The sequence below is a fragment of the Amycolatopsis sp. NPDC051758 genome, assembly GCF_044453095.1.
Taxonomy (GTDB): Bacteria; Actinomycetota; Actinomycetes; order Mycobacteriales; family Pseudonocardiaceae; genus Amycolatopsis.
Genome location: NZ_JBITCJ010000001.1, coordinates 712,955 through 735,430 on the forward strand (window position 1 = coordinate 712,955; position 22,476 = coordinate 735,430).

Annotated in this window: 21 protein-coding genes; 15 read left to right on the top strand and 6 right to left on the bottom strand. The window is 71.7% G+C overall.

Translation table 11 applies throughout. The features are described from left to right. The first annotated feature begins 100 nt into the window (after positions 1 to 100). The 3 genes from ACIA5G_RS03790 to ACIA5G_RS03800 are packed head-to-tail and all read left to right on the top strand — an operon-like array spanning position 101 to position 3,457. Positions 101 to 412 (top strand): hypothetical protein, encoded by a 312-nt coding sequence (locus ACIA5G_RS03790; RefSeq protein ID WP_395920664.1) that lies wholly within the window; start codon positions 101 to 103, stop codon positions 410 to 412. Then, complete coding sequence (locus ACIA5G_RS03795) at positions 412 to 2,982, top strand: WXG100 family type VII secretion target (RefSeq protein ID WP_395920665.1); 2,571 nt, start codon at positions 412 to 414, stop codon at positions 2,980 to 2,982. The genes ACIA5G_RS03790 and ACIA5G_RS03795 overlap by 1 nt, the downstream gene beginning before the upstream one ends. A 19-nt stretch (positions 2,983 to 3,001) precedes the next feature. Next, positions 3,002 to 3,457: a hypothetical protein gene (locus tag ACIA5G_RS03800; RefSeq protein ID WP_395920666.1), complete on the top strand. Its 456-nt coding sequence runs from the start codon at positions 3,002 to 3,004 to the stop codon at positions 3,455 to 3,457. A gap of 43 nt (positions 3,458 to 3,500) precedes the next feature. Here the strand turns inward: ACIA5G_RS03800 and ACIA5G_RS03805 are convergent, their stop codons facing one another. Continuing rightward, entirely contained in the window at positions 3,501 to 4,325 is an 825-nt protein-coding gene (locus tag ACIA5G_RS03805; RefSeq protein WP_395920667.1) for a dienelactone hydrolase family protein, read from the bottom strand. A 298-nt stretch (positions 4,326 to 4,623) separates the two neighbouring features. Here ACIA5G_RS03805 and glmS point away from each other — a divergent pair, with 298 nt between their 5' ends. From glmS to tsaE, 8 genes are read left to right on the top strand one after another with little or no spacing between them, the layout of a single operon-like run. Next, on the top strand, positions 4,624 to 6,483 hold the full coding sequence (gene glmS / locus ACIA5G_RS03810) for a glutamine--fructose-6-phosphate transaminase (isomerizing) (protein WP_395920668.1): 1,860 nt from the start codon (positions 4,624 to 4,626) through the stop codon (positions 6,481 to 6,483). 25 nt (positions 6,484 to 6,508) lie between these two features. Continuing rightward, positions 6,509 to 7,954, top strand: coding sequence for an NAD(P)H-hydrate dehydratase (locus tag ACIA5G_RS03815; RefSeq protein ID WP_395920669.1), 1,446 nt, complete (start codon positions 6,509 to 6,511; stop codon positions 7,952 to 7,954). A 56-nt stretch (positions 7,955 to 8,010) separates the two neighbouring features. Then, on the top strand, positions 8,011 to 8,820 hold the full coding sequence (locus ACIA5G_RS03820) for a DeoR/GlpR family DNA-binding transcription regulator (protein WP_395920670.1): 810 nt from the start codon (positions 8,011 to 8,013) through the stop codon (positions 8,818 to 8,820). Further along, positions 8,810 to 10,240, top strand: a complete 1,431-nt coding sequence (xylB, locus tag ACIA5G_RS03825; RefSeq protein WP_395920671.1) for a xylulokinase — start codon at positions 8,810 to 8,812, stop codon at positions 10,238 to 10,240. The genes ACIA5G_RS03820 and xylB overlap by 11 nt, the downstream gene beginning before the upstream one ends. Positions 10,241 to 10,243: 3 nt before the next feature. Next, positions 10,244 to 11,338 (top strand): ABC transporter ATP-binding protein, encoded by a 1,095-nt coding sequence (locus ACIA5G_RS03830; RefSeq protein WP_395920672.1) that lies wholly within the window; start codon positions 10,244 to 10,246, stop codon positions 11,336 to 11,338. A 29-nt stretch (positions 11,339 to 11,367) separates the two neighbouring features. After that, positions 11,368 to 12,483, top strand: coding sequence for an alanine racemase (gene alr, locus ACIA5G_RS03835; RefSeq protein ID WP_395920673.1), 1,116 nt, complete (start codon positions 11,368 to 11,370; stop codon positions 12,481 to 12,483). After that, complete coding sequence (locus tag ACIA5G_RS03840; protein WP_395920674.1) at positions 12,480 to 13,577, top strand: alpha/beta fold hydrolase; 1,098 nt, start codon at positions 12,480 to 12,482, stop codon at positions 13,575 to 13,577. The genes alr and ACIA5G_RS03840 overlap by 4 nt, the downstream gene beginning before the upstream one ends. Then, on the top strand, positions 13,574 to 14,038 hold the full coding sequence (tsaE, locus tag ACIA5G_RS03845) for a tRNA (adenosine(37)-N6)-threonylcarbamoyltransferase complex ATPase subunit type 1 TsaE (protein ID WP_395920675.1): 465 nt from the start codon (positions 13,574 to 13,576) through the stop codon (positions 14,036 to 14,038). Before ACIA5G_RS03840 ends, tsaE begins: the two co-directional genes overlap by 4 nt. 49 nt (positions 14,039 to 14,087) lie before the next feature. On the opposite strand, the gene ACIA5G_RS03850 is transcribed toward tsaE, so the two are convergent. The 3 genes from ACIA5G_RS03850 to ACIA5G_RS03860 form a co-directional block, all read right to left on the bottom strand. Then, complete coding sequence (locus tag ACIA5G_RS03850) at positions 14,088 to 15,050, bottom strand: serine hydrolase (RefSeq protein WP_395920676.1); 963 nt, start codon at positions 15,048 to 15,050, stop codon at positions 14,088 to 14,090. Between the two features lie 99 nt (positions 15,051 to 15,149). Beyond that, positions 15,150 to 16,478: a carboxyl transferase domain-containing protein gene (locus ACIA5G_RS03855; protein ID WP_395920677.1), complete on the bottom strand. Its 1,329-nt coding sequence runs from the start codon at positions 16,476 to 16,478 to the stop codon at positions 15,150 to 15,152. Further along, entirely contained in the window at positions 16,471 to 17,898 is a 1,428-nt protein-coding gene (locus ACIA5G_RS03860; protein WP_395921867.1) for an acyl-CoA synthetase, read from the bottom strand. The genes ACIA5G_RS03855 and ACIA5G_RS03860 overlap by 8 nt, the downstream gene beginning before the upstream one ends. Positions 17,899 to 17,997: 99 nt before the next feature. On the opposite strand from ACIA5G_RS03860, the gene tsaB reads away from it, so the two are divergent. From tsaB to tsaD, 3 genes are read left to right on the top strand one after another with little or no spacing between them, the layout of a single operon-like run. Next, entirely contained in the window at positions 17,998 to 18,663 is a 666-nt protein-coding gene (gene tsaB, locus ACIA5G_RS03865; RefSeq protein ID WP_395920678.1) for a tRNA (adenosine(37)-N6)-threonylcarbamoyltransferase complex dimerization subunit type 1 TsaB, read from the top strand. Further along, positions 18,660 to 19,139, top strand: a complete 480-nt coding sequence (gene rimI / locus ACIA5G_RS03870; protein WP_395920679.1) for a ribosomal protein S18-alanine N-acetyltransferase — start codon at positions 18,660 to 18,662, stop codon at positions 19,137 to 19,139. The genes tsaB and rimI overlap by 4 nt, the downstream gene beginning before the upstream one ends. Next, on the top strand, positions 19,139 to 20,185 hold the full coding sequence (gene tsaD / locus ACIA5G_RS03875) for a tRNA (adenosine(37)-N6)-threonylcarbamoyltransferase complex transferase subunit TsaD (protein ID WP_395920680.1): 1,047 nt from the start codon (positions 19,139 to 19,141) through the stop codon (positions 20,183 to 20,185). Before rimI ends, tsaD begins: the two co-directional genes overlap by 1 nt. Before the next feature lie 449 nt (positions 20,186 to 20,634). On the opposite strand, the gene ACIA5G_RS03880 is transcribed toward tsaD, so the two are convergent. Next, complete coding sequence (locus ACIA5G_RS03880) at positions 20,635 to 20,997, bottom strand: hypothetical protein (protein ID WP_395920681.1); 363 nt, start codon at positions 20,995 to 20,997, stop codon at positions 20,635 to 20,637. A 61-nt stretch (positions 20,998 to 21,058) separates the two neighbouring features. On the opposite strand from ACIA5G_RS03880, the gene ACIA5G_RS03885 reads away from it, so the two are divergent. Next, complete coding sequence (locus tag ACIA5G_RS03885; protein WP_395920682.1) at positions 21,059 to 21,637, top strand: helix-turn-helix domain-containing protein; 579 nt, start codon at positions 21,059 to 21,061, stop codon at positions 21,635 to 21,637. Here ACIA5G_RS03885 and ACIA5G_RS03890 read toward each other — a convergent pair. Further along, entirely contained in the window at positions 21,634 to 22,260 is a 627-nt protein-coding gene (locus ACIA5G_RS03890) for an alpha-ketoglutarate-dependent dioxygenase AlkB family protein (protein WP_395920683.1), read from the bottom strand. The genes ACIA5G_RS03885 and ACIA5G_RS03890 overlap by 4 nt on opposite strands. Between the last annotated feature and the right edge of the window lie 216 nt (positions 22,261 to 22,476).

The window sequence follows — 22,476 nt, forward strand, 5'->3', positions numbered from 1 at the left end:
ACACTCTGTGTGCATCTGCGACGGCACCGAACGGCGTCCGGGTGCGTCACAGTTCCGAAACCCGGACCAGGGGCTGTGGATCGAAGGGGGCTAGCCGAGCATGCCAAACGGTTATGAAGCGAGTTCGGAGGCGATGACGCGGGCGCAGATCCGCCTCAACGACGCCGCCGACGACCCGGCCGCCGAAGCCAAAAAAGTCGCGCCGACCGAGATCGCGCAAGCGGATTTCGGGCGTGTCCACGGTGAGGGTTTCGGCAAGTACAAGTCCGGGATCGACGAGATCGGCGCCGGCATGACCGGGCTGTCGAACGCGCTGATGAACCTGGGTAGCGGCATCGGCACCGCCGGTTCGAAGTACACCACGCAGGAGCAGAACGCCGGCGCTCAGGCGAACTCGGCGGGGAGCAAGTAATGGCCGACTGGGCGGAAATCAAGAAGGTCCTCGACGACCCGAACGTCTCCATGGAGACGAAGACGGAGCTCATGGAGGAGTACGACCGCAATACCTTCAACTTCAACGACGAAGAAGAGAAGTACGCCAAGGAGTACATCGACGGTTACTCCGACGGCGACAACGACGGTTACCGGGTCATCGAGGCCGACGACACCGACGACATCGTCGCCCGCGCGAAGCAGGAATCGGCCGCGAAGGGCAAGGAACAGCAGCGCGAGACCGACCGCAAGAACACCGCGAAGAAGAACCTCGACGGAATCGCGACGCCGACGCTGGGGGCCGGCGCGAAGACGTCCGATGAAATGCTCGACCAGGGCAACGTCACGGTCGACTTCCTGGTGCTGTGGACCAACGACATCTGGAACAAGATCAAGGGCGGGCAGGGCCAGCTCGACGCGCAGAAGGACCTCAAGGACAAGTTCCACGAGAACCGCGGGATCCAGTTCCAGAAGTTCCTCACCGAGGCCGACGACCTGGGCAAGGCGCACAAGATCGTCGAGGACACGCTGACGAAGAGCGACACCGAGCTCCAGACCCTCTTCGGGGAGTGGAAGGGCAAGGGCGCCAGCGCGGCCGAGATCAAGTACGACGAGACGATCAAGCCGCACGCCAAGGAGCTGTCGCAGCAGATCGACGGCGCCGCGAAGCTGATCCCGGAGACCGTGACGCACGTCTACGACGCCGTCAAGAAGAAGGTCGACGAGGTCCTCGCGCTCCACCGCACGACGGTCGCGCAGGCGGACATCACCATGGCCCGCGACGTCCTCAAGATCGCCAACGGCGAGACCGAGGAGTTCGACGACTTCATGAAGGTCGCGGGCTGGGTCGACGCCGTCAACGCCAAGAACGGCAACCAGTCGAACCTCGCCGAGCGCCTGCAGAACGACGACTGCGGCTTCAACGACGAGAACAAGGAGTACGGCCGCCAGGTCTGCCGCTACTGGCGCGACGGCGCGTTCAGCACCGAGTACAACAGCCTGATCAACGCGTTCAACGGCTCCTGCAAGACCGCCAAGGACACGATCGACCAGCAGTTCGGCGCGCTCGCCCGGTTCATGGACGGCTACCGCAACCAGCTGACCGAGGCCAAGAGCGACGGCAAGGGCGAAGACACCGGCGGTGGCAAGAAGGACGACACCGGCGGCGGCAAGAAGGACACCGGCGGCGGGACCGGCGGGGGCACCGGGGGCGGAACCGGCGGTGGGACCGGGGGCGGCACCGGCGGTGGCACCACGACGCCGTCGGCGACCGAGGAGCCGCCCAAGGCCGAGGACCCGGCGAAGCCCGAGGACGGCAAGAACCCGATCACCGGGCAGCCCCTCGAGGTCGACCCGGCCACCGGCAAGCCGTACCCGATCGACCCGACGACCGGTGAGGCCATCAAGGACACCGACGACACGGACACGGTGTCGGTCAAGAAGGGCGACAACACGATCGAGATGTCCGAGCCCGACAAGGAGGGCAAGCAGGACATCTCCGTGGACGACGGCCACGGCAACAAGAAGGACTACCACCTCGACTGGGGTGACGACGACAAGGCCGACGCGGCCAAGGGTGCGGATGGCAAGGACGCGGCCAAGAACGGCGACGGCAGCTTCGGCCCGCAGGGCAGCCAGCAGGCGGTCAAGGACGGCCAGCCCTCGGCCGACGGCAGTTACAAGCCGGGCCCGGACGGCAAGATCCACATCAAGGACGGCAACCTCGAGATCACGGCCGAGCGGCCGGAGGGCCCGGACGGCCCGACGGTCGTGACGGTCGACGACGGCAAGGGCGAGCCGACCACGTACACCCTGGACGAGAAGGACGACCCCAAGGCCGGCGACCTCAAGGCGGACGGTACCGGCGGGTCGGCGACCGACGGTAAGACCGACGGCAACGGCTCCGCGGTCAAGCACGACGCGGACGCCGAACCGCCGCTGACGAAGGACCCGTCGCCGTCCAACCCGGACCCGGGCTTCACGCAGAGCGAGGCGGCCTCCGCGGGCGGCGGTGGCGGTGGCGGGTTCACCACGCCGGGCGGCCAGGACTTCTCCGGTGACTTCGGCGGCGGCGCCGGTGGTGGTGCCGACGCGGAGCCCGCGGTGGCGGTGGCCGGCGGTGGTGACGCCGGTGGCGCCGGCGGTGGTGGCGGCGACGCGACGTCGACGGCCGGGGCGAGCGACTTCGGCTCCGCGGTCACCGGCGGCGGCTCGGCGGACTTCGCCGGCGCGGTGTCGCTGGACCCGGGCGCCCAGTCGGGCAGCAGCGACGCGTCGATGCCGATGTCCGACGGCGGCGGGCTCGGCGCGACCCCGGTCGACCCGGGTGCGCACCAGGCCGCGGCGAGCTCGTCGGGCGGGATGAGCGGCATGGGTGGCATGGGCATGATGGGCGGCGGCATGGGCGGCTCGCCCGGCGGCGGTGACCAGCAGCGCGGGGCCAGCCAGTACCGCATCGAGGGCAACGTCTTCGAGACGAGTGGTGCGAAGGGCCGGATCAGCGGTTCGCTGGACGACGAGGGTGAACGCTCGATCCGGTACGACCGGTGACGAGGGCTGAGGAGGGCCGATGAGCAGCGCCGAAGACCGGTACCGCGCGGCGGTTTCCACGATGGACGCCGCGGCGCGGGAGCAGGACGAGCAGCGCGGGCTGCGCGAGCGCCGGGTCGCGGAAGCCGAGACGCAGGCGCGTGAGGGGCTGAAGCAGGAGCTCGGCGCGGCGCAGAAGTACGCCGAGCACATGGACGAGCTCAACAAGCGCAAGCAGAGCGCGGGCGGCTGGGCCACGGAGAAGGCGCTGGCCGACAAGAACCGCGAGTCGCTGATGGAGTTCGGCGTCGAGGACGAGACCGAGCCGACGAACAGCTTCGCGGGCTACGCGGCGCCCAGTGCGGCACTGCCGCGCCCGGAGCCGGCGCCGGAACCACCTCCGGCACCGCCGGCGGCGGCCGAGCCCCGGCGGGGACGGCACGCGCGTCCGGTGGAGGACGAGGACGACTTCTCCAGCACCAGCTGGCTGGTCTGAATCTTCGAAGGAAAGGCCCGGCTTCGGCCGGGCCTTTCTCGTGTCAGTGGGCGGGTTCTTCCTCACGCTCGATCGGCGCGCGCTTGACGTCCGCCTCGAGCAGGGGCCGGTACTTGTCGGTGCCGGTCAGGTGGGTCAGGAAGAACGCCGTGAACAGCGCGCGCGTGAGCTGCTGGGTGCCGCGGTGCGGCTTGCCGTGCATGATCAGCTGCGACCAGTGCTTGCCCTCGGTGACACCCAGGTGGGTCGCCTTGCCCAGGGTGCGCAGCTGGACGTCTTCGCCGCCCCAGGCGTCGGTGATCGCCTCGGCGTGGCCGATCTTCGGGGCGACCAGGTCCTCCTCGGCGGCCAGGTGCAGGCCGGGGACGGTGATGGCCTTCGCCGACTCGGTCGCCGGCGGGAGCGTCTGGGCCGCGGTGATCGTCGCGACGGCCTTGATCCGGGGCGTTTCGGACTGCGCGTCCTGAGCCGCGGCCAGGACCGCGGAGCCGCCGCCGGTCGAGTGCCCGGCGAGGCCGAGCTTGGCCGGGTCGACGCTGATGCCGTCCGGGCCGAGCCGGACCGTCGTGACGACGTCGAGCGTGGTCAGCAGGTCGGCGGCGAGCAGCCGGTGCGAGGGCAGCGGTCCGCGCTGGGTGGCCGGCGCGGCGGCGACGATGCCCCAGCTCGCGAGGTGGTGCAGGAGCTGCCGGTACCGGTAGGGCGGCTGCAGCCAGCCGTGCCCGAAGGCGACGGCCGGCAGGCCGAGGCCGGCCCGGGGCGTGAACACCACGCCGGGCAGTCCGACCAGGGCGAGATCGCCCCGCAGGACCTCGTGCGGACCCGGGTGCGTCAGCTCCGCGAGCAGCTGCTTGGGCTTGCTGGCCATGGCCGGAACCCTACTGCCCGCACCCGCCCCCGGCTCGTCCGCCGCCCCGGCTCGCCCCGGCCGGCTTCAAGCGCCCCAATGTGGCGTTGGGTGCATCAGACGCACCGAACGCCACATTGGGTGCGTTGGACGCACCGAACGCCACATTGGGGCGTTTGGCCCGGGAGGGGCCGGAGCCGGGGGCGACCCGGACGGGTGACCGCATTGGTCCGGACCATCTGGCACCTTGTTCGTGCAGGTCGACGCGCGTTCGCGGACCCCGTCCGCCCGCTGAATGTCCCTCGTTAGGCTGGTGCGCGTGTGTGGAATCGTGGGATATGTCGGGCACCGCCCGGCTCTGGACGTCGTCCTCGGCGGGCTCCGGCGCATGGAGTACCGCGGTTACGACTCGGCCGGTGTCGCGGTGCTGGACGGCGGCGAACTGACCGTCGAGCGCAAGGCGGGCCGGCTGGCCAACCTGGAGGCCGAGCTCGACCGGGTCGGCCGGGACAGCTTCGGCGGCACCGCCGGCATGGGGCACACCCGCTGGGCCACCCACGGCGCCCCGGTGGACCGCAACTCGCACCCGCACCGGGACACGTCCCAGCGGGTCGCCGTGGTGCACAACGGCATCATCGAGAACTTCGCCGCCCTGCGCGCCGAGCTCGAGGCCGAGGGCATCGAGATGGCCAGTGACACCGACAGCGAGACCGCCGCGCACCTCATCGCGCGCGCCTACAGCGAAGGTGACACGAAGGGTGACTTCGTGGCGAGCGTCGCCGGGGTCTGCCGCCGCCTCGAAGGCGCGTTCACCCTGGTCGTGACGCACGCCGACCACCCGGACACCATCGTGGCCGCACGCCGGTCGTCGCCGCTGGTCGTCGGCGTCGGGGAGGGTGAGCACTTCGTCGCCTCCGACGTCGCCGCGTTCATCGAGCACACCCGCGAGGCCGTCGAGCTCGGCCAGGACCAGCTCGTCGTGATCACCCGCGAGGGCTACGAGGTCACCGACTTCCACGGCGACGCCGCCCAGGCGAAGCCGTTCACCGTGGACTGGGACCTGTCGGCCGCCGAGAAGGGCGGCCACGAGTACTTCATGCTCAAGGAGATCGAGGAGCAGCCCGAGGCGCTCGCGAACACGCTTCGCGGGCACTTCGACAACGGCCGGATCATCCTCGACGAGCAGCGCATCTCCGACCAGGACCTGCGCGACGTCGACAAGGTCTTCGTCGTCGCCTGCGGGTCGGCCTACCACTCCGGCCTGGTCGCCAAGTACGCCATCGAGCACTGGACGCGGCTCCCGGTCGAGGTCGAGCTGGCGTCCGAGTTCCGCTACCGCGACCCGGTGCTCGACCGCGCGACGCTGGTCGTCGCGGTGTCGCAGTCCGGCGAGACGGCGGACACGCTCGAAGCCGTCCGGCACGCGCGTGAGCAGAAGGCGCGTGTCCTGGCCGTCTGCAACACCAACGGCGCGCAGATCCCGCGTGAGTCCGACGCGGTGCTCTACACCCACGCCGGGCCCGAGATCGGCGTCGCCTCGACCAAGGCGTTCCTCGCCCAGATCGCGGCGAACTACCTGGTCGGCCTGGCGCTGGCGCAGGCCCGCGGCACGAAGTACCCGGACGAGGTCGCCCGCGAGTTCGCCGAGCTGGAGGCCATGCCCGCGGCCGTCCAGAAGGTGCTGTCCACTGTGGAGCAGACGCGTGACCTGGGCCGGCGCATCGCCGACTCGCGCGCGGTGCTGTTCCTCGGCCGGCACGTCGGCTTCCCGGTCGCCCTCGAAGGCGCGCTGAAGCTCAAGGAACTCGCGTACATGCACGCCGAGGGCTTCGCCGCCGGCGAGCTCAAGCACGGCCCGATCGCGCTGATCGAAGAAGGCCTGCCGGTGGTCGTCGTGATGCCGTCGCCCAAGGGACGCGCGGTGCTGCACTCGAAGCTGGTGTCGAACATCAGCGAGATCCAGGCGCGGGGTGCCCGCACGATCGTGATCGCCGAAGAGGGGGACGAGACGGTCCGGCCGTTCGCGGACGAGCTGATCGAGGTGCCCGCGGTGCCGACGCTGCTGCAGCCGCTGGTGTCCACGGTGCCGCTGCAGGTGCTGGCCGCGGAGATCGCCCGCGCCCGCGGGTACGACGTCGACAAGCCGCGTAACCTGGCGAAGTCCGTCACCGTGGAGTAACACAGCGTATGAGGGGGCCTTCGCCGTGCAGGGAATCTGGACCACGGAACGGATTCGCGAGGCGGAGGGGCGGCTGTTCGCCGTCACGCCCGACGGTGAGCTGATGCGGCGGGCGTCGTTCGGGCTGGCGGTGCAGATCGCGAACCTGCTCGACGAGCACACCGGCGGCGTTTCCGGGCGCCGCGTGGTGCTGCTGGTCGGTTCGGGCGACAACGGTGGCGACGCGTTGTGGGCCGGGGCGTTCCTGCGGCGTCGCGGGGTCGCCGTCACGGCGATTCTGCTGAAGCCCGAGAAGGCGCACACCAAGGGACTCGCGGCGCTGCGCCGGGCCGGTGGCCGCGCGGTGTCCGCCGAGGACGGTCCACAGTGGATTTCCCGGGCGGACGTCGTGGTCGACGGGATCGTCGGCATCTCGGCCAGCGGCTCGCTGCGACCGGACGCGGCCCGGCTCGTCGAGCTGGTCGAAGCGCCCATCGTGGCGGTCGACCTGCCCAGCGGCGTCGACCCGGACACCGGCGCGGTCGACGGGCCGGCCGTGCGCGCGACCCGGACGGTCACCTTCGGCGGCCTCAAGCCGGTGCACGCGCTCGCGCCGTCGTGGTGCGGCGAAGTGGTGCTGGTCGACATCGGACTGGGCCCGGAGCTGGGGGAGCCGTCGCTCCGGCGGCTCGACATCGTGGACGTCGCCGCGGCCTGGCCGGTGCCGGGACCGGAGGACGACAAGTACAGCCAGGGTGTGGTCGGCGTCGCGGCCGGCTCGGCGACGTACCCGGGCGCAGCCGTGCTGACGGCGGGCTCGGCGGTGCACGCGACGGCCGGGATGGTGCGCTACGCGGGCCACGCGGCCGACGTCGTCCGCTCGCAGTGGCCGGAGATCATCGCGACCGGCACGGTCGCGGACGCCGGGCGCGTCCAGGCGTGGGCGGTCGGGCCCGGCATCGGCACGGGTTCGGAGGGCCGCGACGTGGTGCGATACGTCCTCGGCCAGGGCTTGCCGGTGTGCGCGGACGCCGACGCGACGACGATCATCGCGAAGTCCCCGGACGTCCTCGACGCCCGCGACCCGGACACCCCGCTGGTCCTGACCCCGCACGCGGGTGAGTACGAGCGCCTGATGGGCCGTGCGCCGGGTGTCGACCGGGTGGCGGCCGCGCGCGAAGCGGCGAAGAAGTACGACGCGGTGGTGTTGCTGAAGGGCCACGTCACGGTCGTGGCGGCCCCGGACGGCCGCGCGGCGGTCAACACCCCGCGTGGCGCCTGGCTGGCCACCCCGGGCTCGGGCGACGTGCTGTCGGGCCTGATCGGCGCGCTGCTGGCGGCGGGCCTGGACCCCTGGCTCGCGGCGGCCGCGGCGGCCCACGTGCACTCCCTGGCGGGCGCGATCGCGGCCCAGAACGCCCCGACGTCGGCATCGGGCCTGGTCGCGGCGATCCCGGAGGCCATCCGCGCGATCCGCTCGCTAACGACCTGAGAAGAGTTATCGAGTTCTCTGTTAACTCCGGGCGATAAATCTGGTAAGAAGTCCCTGTGTCTAGGACTCGGCCGTCGGACGCCGTCGTTGAGCAGCGGCGGCAGGACATCCTTGACCACGTCATCGAGCAGGGTGAAGCGCGGATCGACGACCTGACCGCCCGCTTCGAGGTCAGCCTGATGACGATGCACCGCGATCTCGACGACCTCGCCGATCGCCGGCTCCTGCGCAAGCTCCGCGGCAAGGTCGAGGCCTACCCCGCCCTCACCATCGAGACCGCCGCCCGCTTCCGCGACACCCTCCACCACGGCGAGAAGGACGCGCTCGGTGACGCCGCCGCGAAGCACGTCCAGCCCGGGCAGACCGTCTTCGTCGACGACTCGACCACGCTCCTGCCGCTGGTCAAGCGGCTCGCGGAGATCGACGCGCTCACCGTGGTCACCAACTCGCTGCACGCCGCCCGGCTGCTCGGCCCGAAGGTCGACGTGGTCCTCGCCGGGGGCCGCTACTCCCAGGAGTACGACTCCTGCGCCGGGCCCGAGGTGCTCAACCTGCTCGACAGCATCCGCGCGGACGTCTCGTTCGTCTCGGTCACCGCGGTCGCCGTCGGGCGGCTCTACCACCCGGACCGCGACTACGCCGAGCTCAAGAAGGCCGCGCTGAAGGTCGCCAACCACAGCGTCCTGGTGGTCGACCACTCGAAGTTCGGCCGGACCGCGACCTACGCGCACGGCGACGTGGGCGACTACGACCTGCTCATCACCGGGGAGACCACACCGACCGAGGAGATCGAGGCCGCGCTCAACGCCGGCACCGCGATCGAGATCGTCGAACACGTCGAGGAGGGTCAGCCCTATGACAGCTGAGCTGGTGGCCGGCATCGATTCGTCCACGCAGTCGACCAAGGTCGTCGTGTGCGACGCGCACACCGGCGAGATCGTCCGGACCGGCCGCGCGCCGCACCCGGACGGCACCGAGGTCGACCCCGCCGCCTGGTGGGAGGCGTTCAAAACTGCGACGAGCGGCCTGCTGGACGACGTCGAGGCCATCGGCATCGGCGGTCAGCAGCACGGCATGGTGACCCTCGACGAGAACGACGCCGTCGTCCGGCCCGCGCTGCTCTGGAACGACAACCGCTCGGCGCAGGCCGCGCTCGACCTGATCGACGAGCTCGGCGGGCCGTCCGTCTGGGCGAAGTCCGTCGGCTCGGTGCCGGTCGCCAGCTTCACCGTGACGAAGCTGCGCTGGCTGGCCGACCACGAGCCGGAGCTGGCCGCCCGCGTCGCGCGCGTCATGCTGCCGCACGACTGGCTGACCTGGAAGCTCACCGGCGGCGACCCGGTCACCGACCGCGGGGACGCCTCCGGCACCGGTTACTTCTCGCCGTCCGACAACGCCTACCGCCTCGACGTCCTCGCGCACGCCTTCGGCGGCCGGACGCCGGAGCTGCCGACCGTGCTCGGCCCGGCCGACGCCGCCGGCCACACCCCGGACGGCGTGCTCGTCTCGGCCGGCACCGGCGACAACATGGCCGCCGCGCTCGCGCTCGAACTCCAGCCGGGAGACGTCGTCGTCTCGCTCGGGACCAGCGGCACCGTGTTCGGTGTTGCCGAGACCGGCGCGGCCGACGCCACCGGCGAGGTCGCCGGGTTCGCCGACGCCACCGGCCGGTTCCTGCCGCTCGCCTGCACGCTCAACGCCGCCCGCGTCCTCACCGCGACGGCGAGCATGCTCGGCGCGACGCTGTCGGAGTTCGACCGGCTCGCCCTGCGGGCCGAGCCCGGCGCCGGCGGCCTGACGTTCCTGCCCTACCTGGACGGCGAGCGCACCCCGAACCTGCCCGGTGCCACCGGCTCGCTGACCGGGCTGACCAGGGAGAACATGACCCCGGAGAACCTCGCGCGCAGCGCCGTCGAAGGCATGCTCTGCGGCCTCGCCGCCGGCCTCGGCGCGGTGCGCGCGCACGGTCTCGACGTCCACCGCGTGCTGCTGATCGGCGGTGGCGCGCAGTCGCAGGCCGTCCGCGCGGTCGCGCCGCTGGTGTTCGGCGTGCCCGTGCAGCTGCCCGAAGTCGCCGAATACGTCGCCATCGGCGCGGCGCGGCAGGCGGCGTGGGCGTTGGCTTCCAGCGCGGAACCCCCGTCCTGGCAAGGAAATCAGAAGACGCGGCTCGAGCTGGACGAGCCGACCGAGGCGCAGCGCGCCGAGGGCCACCGGATCCAGCAGCGCCACCTCGAAGCCCGCGAAGCGGCTTACGGGGTCCGGCGGACTTTCGGAGAGGACTGACCGATGGCTTCCATCACCTACGACAAGGCGACCCGGCGCTACCCCGGTTCGGAGCGCCCCGCGGTCGACGCGCTGGACCTGGAGATCGCCGACGGCGAGTTCCTGGTGCTGGTCGGCCCGTCCGGCTGCGGCAAGTCGACCAGCCTGCGCATGCTCGCCGGCCTCGAGGACATCGACGACGGCGCCGTCTGGATCGGCGACCGCGACGTCACGCAGCTGCCGCCGCGCTCGCGCGACATCGCGATGGTGTTCCAGAACTACGCGCTGTACCCGCACATGACGGTCGCGCAGAACATGGGCTTCGCGCTGAAGATCGCCGGCCGCCCCGCGTCCGAGATCAAGCAGAAGGTGCTCGACGCGGCGAAGCTGCTCGACATCGAGCAGTACCTCGACCGCAAGCCGAAGGCGCTCTCCGGTGGTCAGCGCCAGCGTGTCGCGATGGGCCGCGCCATCGTGCGGGAGCCGCAGGTCTTCCTGATGGACGAGCCGCTGTCGAACCTCGACGCGAAGCTGCGTGTCTCGACGCGTACGCAGATCGCCGCGCTCCAGCGCCGCCTCGGTGTCACCACGGTGTACGTCACGCACGACCAGGTCGAGGCCATGACGATGGGTGACCGCGTCGCCGTGCTGTCGGACGGCCTGCTGCAGCAGTGCGACACCCCGCGCGCCCTGTACGACCGGCCCGCAAACGCTTTCGTCGCGGGTTTCATCGGCTCGCCGGCGATGAACCTCGTCACCGCGAAGCTCACCTCCGACGGCGCCGAGCTGGGCGGCGGCAGTGTGGCGCTGACCCGCGAGGTCCTCCAGGCCGCCGACGGTGACACGGTGACCCTCGGCTTCCGGCCGGAGTCGCTCGAGGTGGTCAGCGAGGGCGACAGCAGCTCGGTGCCGGTCAAGGTCGACCTGGTCGAGGAGCTCGGCTCGGACGCCTTCGTCTACGGCAAGCTCGCCGAGACCGACGCCGAGGGCACCAAGTCCAACGTCGTCGTCCGGGTCGACCCGCGCACGCCGCCCAAGATGGGCGACACGCTCCACCTGCGGATCCGCTCCGACGAGCTGCACGTGTTCTCCGCCACGTCCGGGGCGCGCCTGTCCTGACCTCGGGTCATGGGAAACTGGAGGGCGTCATGACCTCCAGTTTCCCCAGGGCCCAGGTCGACATCGACCTCGACGCGATCCGCCACAACCTCACGCTGCTGGGCGCCCGCGCGCCCGGTTCCGAAGTGATGGCCGTGGTGAAGGCCGACGCCTACGGCCACGGCGCGCTGCCGGTGGCGCGCGCCGCGGTCGAGGCCGGCGCGAGCTGGCTCGGCACCTGCTCGCTCGGCGAGGCCCTCGACCTGCGGGCCGCCGGGATCACCACGCGCCTGTTCAGCTGGCTGGACGTGCCCGACGTCGACTTCGCCGCGGGCATCGAGGCGGCCGTCGACCTCGCCGCGAGCTCGACCGGTGAGCTATCTCGCATCGCCGGCGCCGTCCCCGCGGGTACCCGGGCCCGTGTGCACCTCAAGATCGACACCGGCCTGTCGCGCAACGGTTGCCCGCCCGCCCGCTGGGCCGAGCTGGTCGAAGCGGCGGCCGCCGAACCGCGGGTCGAAGTTGTCGCGATCTGGTCCCACCTCGCGTGTGCGGACGAGCCGGACCACCCCTCGATCGACATCCAGGCAAAACGCTTCGCCGACGCCTACGACGCCGCCCGCGCCGCCGGGCTGGACCCGAAGCGGCACCTGGCGAACTCGGCGGCTCTGCTGACCCGCCCGGACCTGCACTTCGACGTGGTCCGGCCGGGCATCGCGATGTACGGCCTCAACCCGGTGCCGCAGGCCGAAGACCTGCGCCCGGCCATGACGTTCCGGTCGGCGGTCGCGCTCGTCAAGCGGATCGAAGCCGGGGAATCGGTGTCCTACGGGCACACCTGGACGGCGTCGCGTGACACGAACCTCGCGCTGGTGCCGGCCGGGTACGCCGATGGTGTGCCTCGGTCGCTCTCCGGCCGGATGGACGTCTGGCTCGGCGGGCAGCGGCGGCCGGTCGCCGGGCGGGTCTGCATGGACCAGCTCGTGGTGGACTGCGGTGACTTCGAGCCGTCCGTCGGTGACGAGGTCGTCCTGTTCGGCCAAGGGGCGAACGGGGAGCCGACGGCCCGGGAATGGGCCGACAAGCTGGGCACCATCGACTACGAGATCGTGACGTCGATGTACCGCCCGCGGGTGCGGCGCCGGTATCTGGGAGCGCGCTCGTGACACCTTCACGTCGACTGCTGGCCATCGCCGGCGGGGTCGGGGCCCTCGCCACCGGGACCGCCGCCGCCATCGCCGTCGCCTCGCAGCAGCGGCGGCACAGTGAGGATCCGTACGTGGACGAGCCGCTGGGGGAGCTGAAGCCGGACCGTGCTTCCACGGTCGCGGCCGACGACGGCACGCCGCTTTCGGTCGAGGAGATCGACCCGGAGGACGGCGGCAAACCCGAACTGACTGTCGTGGGGGTGCACGGCTTCGCGCTTTCGCGGCGCTGCTTCCACTTCCAGCGACGCGACCTCGCGACGCTCCGGCTGCCGCGCGTGCGCCAGGTCTACTACGACCACCGCGGCCACGGCCTCTCCGGCGCGGCGTCGGCGGAGAACTCGACGATCGAGCAGCTGGCCCGCGACCTCGACGTCGTGCTGCGGTCCGTGGTGCCGGAGGGACCCATCGTGCTGATGGGGCACTCGATGGGCGGCATGGTGATCATGGAGCTGGCCGCGGAGTTCCCTTCACTGTTCGAGGAGCGTGTCGAAGGTGTCGCCTTCATCGCGACCGCGGCGGGCGAAGTGGGCGCACGCGGGTTGCCGCGTTCGCTGCTCTCGAAGTACAACCCGCTGACGCGGGCCGCCGGTGGTCTTGCGGGCTGGCAGCCCGGGCTCGTGGAGTTCGTGCGCGCGGCCGGCGGGCAGCTGACGCGGCAGGCCGTGCGGCGGCTGGCGTTCGGCAGCCGCGACGTCGCGCCGCGGCTTGTCGACTTCATGCTCGAGATGCTGGAAGTGACGCCGGTGCGCGGGCTCGTGAACTTCGTCGACACGCTCGGCAGCCACAACCGCTACGCCGCGCTGGCCGGGCTGAAGCACGCGGAAGTGCTGGTCATCGGCGGTGATTCGGACCGCTTCACGCCGTTCGCGCACGCCGAGCGGATCGCCTCCGAGCTGCCCGACGCGGAGCTGGTGCGCGTCCGCGGCGCCGGGCACATGGTGCTGCTCGAACAGCCCGAGCTGGTGAACAGCCATCTGATCGATCTCCTGCAACGCTGTTCCGGTGCGGACGGCGAAACCTCGTCCCGGCGAAACTGGTGGTGGCAGCGTTGACGCATGAGTTCCCGACGCCCGAAGACACGATGGAGTTCGGGCGGTCCCTGGGCCGTTCCCTGCGCGCGGGTGACCTGGTCCTGCTTGCGGGTCCCCTCGGCGCCGGCAAGACGACGCTGACCCGCGGCATCGCGGACGGCCTCGGCGTGGGCGGCCGCGTCAGCTCGCCGACGTTCGTGCTGGCCCGCGTCCACCCGGCGGGCCCGGCGGGGGTGCCGCTGGTGCACGTGGACGCCTACCGCCTGGGCGGCGACCTGTCCCAGCTGGACGACCTCGACCTGGACACGGACCTGGAACGCTCGGCGATCGTCGTCGAGTGGGGCGAGGGTTCGGCGGAGCGGCTGTCGTCGGATTACCTGGTGGTCCGGCTGGACCGCCGCGAGGACGACGTCCGCGAGGTCGTCCTCGAACCGCACGGCACCTGGGCCGACCGCACTCCGGAGCTCGCCAAGACCTCGTGAGTGTTTAGGACGGTTCTAACCGCCCTAAACACTCACGAGGTAGCTGGGCTCAGCCGCCGTTGTACTGCTGGTAGGCCGGTGCCCGGAATGTCCTGGCGCCGGCGCCCGCGATCTTGTCGACCGCGCGCAGGAACTTCGGCCCCATCTTCGCGGTGGCCTGCCGGACCGGGTGCGTGGCCCCGAAGTCCTCCGGGTTGGCCTGGCCGTGCGCGAACATCGAGTAGATCACCACCGGCTTGCCCGCGGCGTCGAACATGATCCCCGCCTCGTTGCGGCCGTCGTTCAGCCAGCCCGCCTTCGTGGCGATCCGCGCCCGATCGACGGACGACATCTCACGGCGGATGCCGTCGGTGAACGCCACCTGCGACCGCAGGATGGACAGCAGGTAATCCGTCGACGCCGGGCTCAGCAAGGTGCCCGCGACCAGCGCCTTCAGCAGGTCGTGGGTCTCGTGCGGAGTGGTCTGGCCGAGGAAGTAGCGGTTCGGGTTGGCCACCGGCGTGACCTGGGTCTTGGGGAAGCCCTTGGCCACCAGGATCTGGTTGATCTCGGCCGCCGGCACCACGAGCCCCACCAGCCGGACGCACGTGTCGTCCGAAACAGTGAGGAACAGCGACAGGACGTGGCCCAGCGTGAACGCGCTCGGGTACGCCTTGTCCAGGATGATGATGCCGTCGCCACCGGGCACGACGATGCTCTCCGGCACCTGGACCTGCTGGTCCAGCGTGAGCAGGCCACGGTCGATCTTGTCCATCAAGGTGACCGCGACGGCCACCTTGTTGACGCTGTACGCCTCGACGACCTCGTCGGCCGCCACGTCGACGGCCACCTGGTCGGCCACGCTGATGTAGGAGTTCCAGATGCCGCCTGCTTCCGCGGCCGCGGTGTCGTAGACGCGCTTCACTTTCTGCCTGGCCCGGTCCGGTGTGGCCGGGCTGGCCTCGATGTCTGCTTCCTGCGCGAACGCGGGAGAGCCGGTCAGAAGGCTTCCGGCGGCGACAGCGGTCCCCAAACCGAACGCCGCTCGCCTGTTGAGTTGATACCCCATCGCAAGATCCAACCACGGATGGACCCGTCGGCGGCAGTGCTCGCAGTCCGGTTCGGACGTCGATCACCGAGCCGGGCTCACCACCGCCCGCGCCACCCCCAGGGCCACCAGGTCCTGCGGCCGGAGGTGCAGCTGGTTGGCGATGTCCGGCACCTCGGAAGCCGGGCGCTTGAGGATCGCCGCCGCGGCTTCCGGTGAGGTCACCGAGAAGTACGCGTCCGGCGCCACCCACGTCGAACCCTGCGCCGCGAACGCCAAGGCCCCGCCCGAGCCGCCCTCGCCGATCACCAGCGTGGTCACCGGGACCGAAGCCGTCGCGACCGCTTCGAACATCGCCGCGATCGCGCCGCCCGCGCCCGCCTGTTCCGCCGCCGCGTCGTTCGCCGCACCCGGGGTGTCCACCAGGGTCAGCACCGGGATCGCCAGCCGGGACGCCAGTTCGACCAGGCGTGCCGCCGTCCGGAAGCCCGCGGGTGACGTCGGGGTGCCGCACTGGGCCGCGTACGCGATCGTCCGGCCGTCGCGCCAGCCGAAGCCGCACGCGACACCGGGGTCGACACCGCCATAGCGGTCACCGCTGATGTCCTGCCGCCAGTCGAAGTACGCGTCGAGGTATTCGGTGGCCCGGGCGCGCCGCGGTGAACGCGCGGCCTGGACCGCTTCCCAGCCGGTCGAAGGAAGTGAAGCCGGTCGAAGCGCCGAAGGTGGCGGAGCGGCCGCCGAGGAGCGTGCGGTCAGCAGCCGGAGCCACCGTTCCAACGCCGGGCCGAGCTCGTCCGGGGACACCAGAGCGTCGACCTGGCCCCACTCGTACTTCGCCTCGGCCGTGTACGCCTCCGGCGACCCTTCGGGACGCACGCGCGAGCCGGCGAAGCCGACCTGCGCTTCCGGCAGCGCGAGGATGACGTCGGCGCCCGCGCCGAGCGTCGCCCAGCCGCCGCCGGTGGTCGGGTCGCGCAGCACCGAAACCTGCGGGATGCCCGAGGCCCGCGTCAGCGCCGCCGCCCGTGCGACCCGCTGCAGCTGCATCAACGCGCGCATGCCCTGCTGCATGCGGCTGCCGCCGGTCGAGATCAGCGAAACCACCGGCAGCCCGGTGTTGCGGGCGTGCGCGAACGCCGCCTCGATGCGGTCGCCGGTGCGTTGCCCGAGCGAACCGCCGAGGAACCCGAACTCGAACACGACCAGCACGGCCTCGACGTCGCCGATCTTCGCCGTCCCGCAGACTACCGACTCCTTCTCGCCGGTGCGCTCCTCCGCGTCGGAGCGTGCTTCGCGGTAGCCGGGCCACTCGATCGGGCCGTCGGCCGGCTCGTCGCGCAGCGGGGTCGTGAACTCCTCGAAGCCGTTCGAAATCGCTTCGACGACTTCGCGCGCCGGCCGCCTACGCACCGAGCGCCCGCTTCATGACCTTGCCCATGTCGTTGCGCGGCAACGCGTCCAGGTACCGGACGACCCGTGGGCGCTTGTGCGGCGAGAGCAGCCGGGCGACGTGGTCGGCCAGCTCCTCGGCCGTCGGCGGTGGTGAGCCGGCCGGCACGATCCACGCGACGATCCGCTCGCCGAGGTCGTCGTCCGGCTCGCCGGTGACGGCCGCCTCGGCGACGCCGGGGTGTTCGAGCAGCGCGTTCTCGATCTCACCGGCGCCGATCTTGTACCCGCCGCTCTTGATCAGGTCGGTGGCCTTGCGGCCGACGATCTTCACGTAGCCGTCGGCGTCGCGGGTCGCCATGTCGCCGGTGCGGAACCAGCCGCCGTCGAACGCGGCCGCGGTCGCGTCCGGGCGGTTGAGGTACTCGGTGAACAGGTTCGGCCCGCGCACCTGGATCTCGCCGACGCTCTCGAGGTCGTCGATCGGCTCGCCGGCGTCGCCGATCAGCCGGAGCTCAACACCGCCCAGCGGCACGCCGACGGTGCCGGGCTTGCGCTCGCCGTCCGCGCGGACGCTCGTGTTCATCAGCGTCTCGGTCATGCCGTAACGCTCGACGACCTGCTGGCCGGTCGCCTCGGTGATCCGCTGGTGGTCGTGCACCGGCAGCGCAGCGGACCCGGAGACGAGCAGGCGCGCACTTCGCAGCGCGTCGGCCAGGGCCTCGTTCGTGCCGACCTCACCGGCGATCCGGTGGTACATCGTCGGGACGCCGAACAGCATGGTCGCGCCGGCCGACAGCTCCCGTGCGACGCCGTCGGTCGAGAACCGGCCGAGGTGGCGCACCGAGCCGCCGCGGCGCAGCGGGCCGAGGATGCCGAGGATCAGGCCGTGCACGTGGAACAGCGGGAGCGCGTGGACCAGGACGTCGTCCGCGGTCCAGCCCCAGGCGTCCTCGAGGGCGTCCAGCGTGGTCGCGATCGAACGGCGGGGGAGCACCACGCCCTTCGGCGGGCCGGTGGTGCCCGAGGTGTAGACGATCAGCGCGGGTGTCTCGGCGTCCGGCTCCGGCGCGATTTCGGCACTCGCGCCGGTGAGCGGGATGTCGCGCCGGGGAAGGTCCGCCAGCCCGGCCGGCAGCTCGGCGCCGGGCTCGGTGAGCACCAGCTGCGGCTCGCTGTCGGTGACGATGTGCGCGAGCTCGCGTTCGCCGATCTTCGGGTTGACCGGCACGGCGGGGACGCCGGCGAGCAGCGCCGCGACCACGGCGACGCTGGTGTGCAGGGTCGGGGTCGCCCAGACGGCGACGCGGCCGCGCGGCAGCTCGGCGGCCAGACCACCGGCGACCGCGGCGAGGTCGTCGTAGGTCAAGGCTTGCTCGCCGAACCGGAGGGCTTCCTTGCCCGAACCTGACACGAGAATGGGGAACAACGGGTCGGGCACCGCGGGGACCTCCCAGTGTCGCACTCAATCGGCACGTTACCGTGCTGATCCGTCCCCTGCAGCAAGCGGCCGAAGCCCCTGGTCGTACGCTTGCTCACCGTGTTGGTACTGGCGATCGATACCTCGACCCCGGCGGTGACCGCGGGTGTCGTCGCGGTGGACGGCGACGGGGTCGAGACGCGCGGCGAGCGCGTCACGGTGGACCCCCGCGCCCACGGCGAGCTGATCACCCCGCACGCGCTGGCCGCCGCCGAAGCCGCCGGTGCGGGCCTCAAGGACCTCGACGCGATCGTCGTCGGCGTCGGCCCCGGCCCGTTCACCGGCCTGCGTGCCGGGATGGCCACCGCCGCCGCGTTCGGGCACGCCCTCGGCCTGCCGGTGTACCCGGTCTGCAGCCTCGACGCGCTGGCCGCCGACGTCGCCCCGGGCGAGAGCGCTTTCCTCGTCCTCACCGACGCCCGCCGCCGCGAGGTCTACTGGGCCGCCTACGACGCCGCCGGGAACCGCACCGACGGCCCGCACGTCCAGCGTCCGGCCGACCTGGAAACGGAGATCAAGGTCGCGGCCGGGGACGGCGCGGTGCTGTACGCCGCCGCGCTCGACGTCCGGCCGATCGAGCCGCGTTTCCCGTCGCCCGCCGGGCTGGTGAAGGCCGCCCGGAGCGCGTTGCTCGCGAAGGAAACGCCCGCGCCGCTGACGCCGTTGTACCTGCGCCGTCCCGACGCCGCGGAGCCCACCGCGCCGAAACGGGTGACCGCGCCGTGAGACTCGAGCCGCTGCGCCGACGGGACATCGCCCGGTGCGTCGAAATCGAGAAGATCCTCTTCCCCGGTGACGACCCGTGGAGCGCCCGCGCGTTCCACTCGGAGCTGGACGTCGGCAACTTCTACCTCGCCGCCCGCCCGGACGAGGGTGAGGAGCTCCTCGGTTACGCGGGGCTGGCCGTCGTCGGCCGCCGTCGTGGTGAGTACGAGGCGACCGTGCACACCATCGGCGTCGCGCCTGAGCACCAGCGCCAGGGCATCGGCAAGAAGCTGCTGCGCGCGCTGCTCGAACGGGCCGACGAGTTCGAGGCGCCGGTCTTCCTCGAGGTCCGCACGGACAACAATTCGGCTCTCGCGCTGTACGAGAGCCACGGCTTCGAACGGCTCGGCATCCGGAAGCGCTACTACCAGCCTTCCGGCGCCGACGCGTACACGATGGTCCGCCCGGCGCGGGCGCGAGACGGGGTGGCGGGCTGATGGCACGCATCATCATGGGCATCGAGAGCTCGTGCGACGAGACCGGCGTCGGCCTGGTCCGCCTGCACGACGACGGCACGGTCGAACTGCTCGCCGACGAGGTCGCCTCCAGCGTCGAGCAGCACGCGCGCTTCGGCGGTGTGGTGCCCGAGGTCGCCAGCCGCGCGCACCTCGAAGCGATGGTGCCGACCACCGAGCGGGCGTTCGAAAAGGCCGGGCTTTCGCTGTCCGATGTGGACGCGATCGCCGTGACGGCCGGGCCGGGCCTGGCGGGCGCGCTGCTGGTCGGCGTCTCCGCGGCCAAGGCGTACGCGACGGCGCTGGACGTCCCGCTCTACGGCGTCAACCACCTGGCCGGGCACATCGCGGTGGACACACTGCAGCATGGGCCGTTGCCGACGCCGTGCCTGGCGCTGCTGGTCTCGGGCGGGCACACGCAGCTGCTGCGTGTGGACGACATCGCGTCGTCGATCATCGAACTCGGGTCCACTGTGGACGACGCGGCGGGGGAGGCGTACGACAAGGTCGCGCGGGTGCTCGGGCTGCCGTACCCGGGCGGCCCGCCGATCGACAAGGCGGCGAAGAACGGCAATCCGTCGGCGATCGCGTTCCCTCGCGGCATGACGGGCCCGCGCGACGCGAAGCACGACTTCTCCTTCTCCGGCTTGAAGACGTCGGTGGCGCGCTGGGTCGAAGGCGCTGTGCGTCGCGGCGAGGAGATCCCGGTGGACGACGTCGCGGCGTCGTTCCAGGAGGCTGTCGCGGACGTGCTGACCATGAAGGCGATCCGTGCGGCCAAGGAGCAGGGGATCGGCACCATCGTGATCTCCGGCGGGGTGGCGGCGAACTCGCGGCTGTCTTCGCTGGCGGCCGAGCGCTGTGCCGCGGCCGGGATCGAGCTGCGCGTGCCACGGCCGAGGCTGTGCACGGACAACGGCGCGATGATCGCGGCGCTGGGCGCGCACGTGGTGGCGGCGAAGCGCCCGACGGCGGCGCTGGACTTCAGCGCGAACCCGGCGCTGCCGGTGAACGTCGTCTCGCTCTAGCGGTCGTGGGGGGGGGGGGGGGGGGGGGGGGCCCCCACCCCCCCCCCCCCCGGGGGGGGGGGGCCCGCCCCCGGGGCGGGGGGGGGGGGGGGGGGCCGCCCCCCCCCCCCCCGCCCCCCCCCCCCCCCCCCCCCCCCCCCCCCCCCCCCCCCCCCCCCCCCCCCCCCCGCCCCCCCCCCCCCCCCCCCCCCCCCCCCCCCGCGGGGGGGGGGGCGGGGCCCCCCCCCCCCCCCCCCACGACCACCAGCCAGGCGACGTTGGTCACCGCGATGGCGAGCCAAGCCGCCCACGCCGCGCCCGGCGCGAGCCAGGTGGTGACGACCCCCAGCACCACCGTCACCACCAGCGGCCACGCGCGCCGCGCCCGCCGCGGTCCTCGTTCGGCGAGGTAGGCGTCGAAGGCTTCGGCGACCTGGTCGTCGATCTCGTCGCGCAACCGCGCGTCCAGCTCAGACACGCGCCACCGGCCGCGGAGCCGCGACGGACAGGCACGCGAGTGCCAGTGGCACCTCCAGAGCGGCCATGAGCAGCGAAAACACCACGTCGTCGCCCGCCGTCACCACGTCGAACCAGGCGTCGGCGAGCAGCAGCGTCGCCGTCGCGGTCGCGACCAGCGGCGTCCTCGGGTCGTCGCGTCCGAGCAGCCAGGCCGTGACCAGCAGGCCGGCCGCCTCCACCGCGTCGAACCCCGTCCAGGCCAGCCGCCAGTGCTGCGCCTGCACGACGTCCGGCAGCGTTGTCCCCAGTACCGCGATCCACGGCAGCAGGCACAGTCCCGCCGCCCAGAAGAGTCTTCGCATCACAACCCCCATGCCGACCACGGTAGCGATTGCAGAGATTCTTTGCAAACAGTCTCTGTAGTACGCTCCGCGCATGGTCGAACGTCCCGAACGACGCGTCCTCACCGGCGCGGATCTCAAGGCCTTCTACAAGGTCCTGGCCAACCCGGTGCGCCGCGACATCCTGTCCTACCTGGGAAAACACGGCGAAGCGAACTCGACGAGCGTCGCGAAGGCCCTCGGCGAGAGCACCGGGACGACCAGCTACCACCTCCGCAAGCTCGCCGACCTCGAACTGATCGCGGAGATCGAGGAGCGCTCCACCGGCCGTGAACGCTGGTGGAAGTCGCTGATGAAGGACATCTACACACCACCGGGCCTCGAGATGACGCCGGACGAGCGCGAAGCCGCGACGAAGCTCGGCGCGCTGAAGATGAGCCATGACCTCGGGCTGGTGACCCGGGCGTACGCGGGGTACGACAGCGGCAAGGGCTGGAACCAGATCTACCGCGCCGGCCTGCACCTGACGAAGGAGCAGATCACGTCGTTCGTCGAGGAGTACCAGAACCTGCTCTGGAAGTACGTCACCGAGCCGGGACACCATCCGGAGGGCTCGCGCGCGCTCGCCGTCCGGCTCATCGTGGTGCCCGAGGAGGAGTCCACGGAGGACTAGAACCCGGACACCCGCAGCGTGATGTTCAACCGTCCGGTCAAGCCGAGCGCCGGGTCCGCCGTGCCGGCCAGCGTCCTCAGCACGCCGTGGTAGGCGAACCGGGAGGGGCCGCCGAACACGAAGAGGTCACCCGAGTGCAGCTCCACGTCCGTGTACGGCTTGGCGCGCGACTCCGTGTTGCCGAAGCGGAACACGCAGGTGTCGCCGAGGCTCAGGGACACCACCGGCGCCGAGCTCTGCTCGTCCTTGTCCTGGTGCTGCCCCATCTTCGTCTTCGCGGCGTAGAAGTTGACCAGGGCGGTGTCGGGCTCGTAGTCCTCCGCCGGTTCGCCGTACGCGTCCGCGAGCGCGCGGCGGCCGAGGTCGCCGAGCCAGTCCGGGAACGGCAGCACCGGCCTGCCGTCGTCGGTCGTGCGGGAGTAGCCGTACGGGTACCAGTGCCAGCCGAGGCAGACGGTCTTGACCGACATCACGCCGCCGTTGGGGTACGTCGTGTAGCGGTAGCCGGGCCAGCCGCGGCAGGCGGCGATGAGCTCGCGCTGCTCTTCGAAACCGAGCCAGTCGGGCACGTGCACGGCGCCGGGCGCGAGTTCGGCGCGGGGGCGCGGCAGGAGGGCGTCCATCACCTCGATTGTGCCGGAGACTCCCGCCGCGCACGCTCGGTATTCGGGAACGGGACCACGCGGTGGCCGCGGAACGTGACACCCGCGGCCGAGTACAGCCGCAGGAGGCGTCCCAATGGACCAACGGGACGCTCCTGCGGCCGATTCCCCTCGCGTTGGGCCACCATGGCTAGACGTTCCCACACCTGAATGTCACAGAGCCAGCGTGGATCAGCT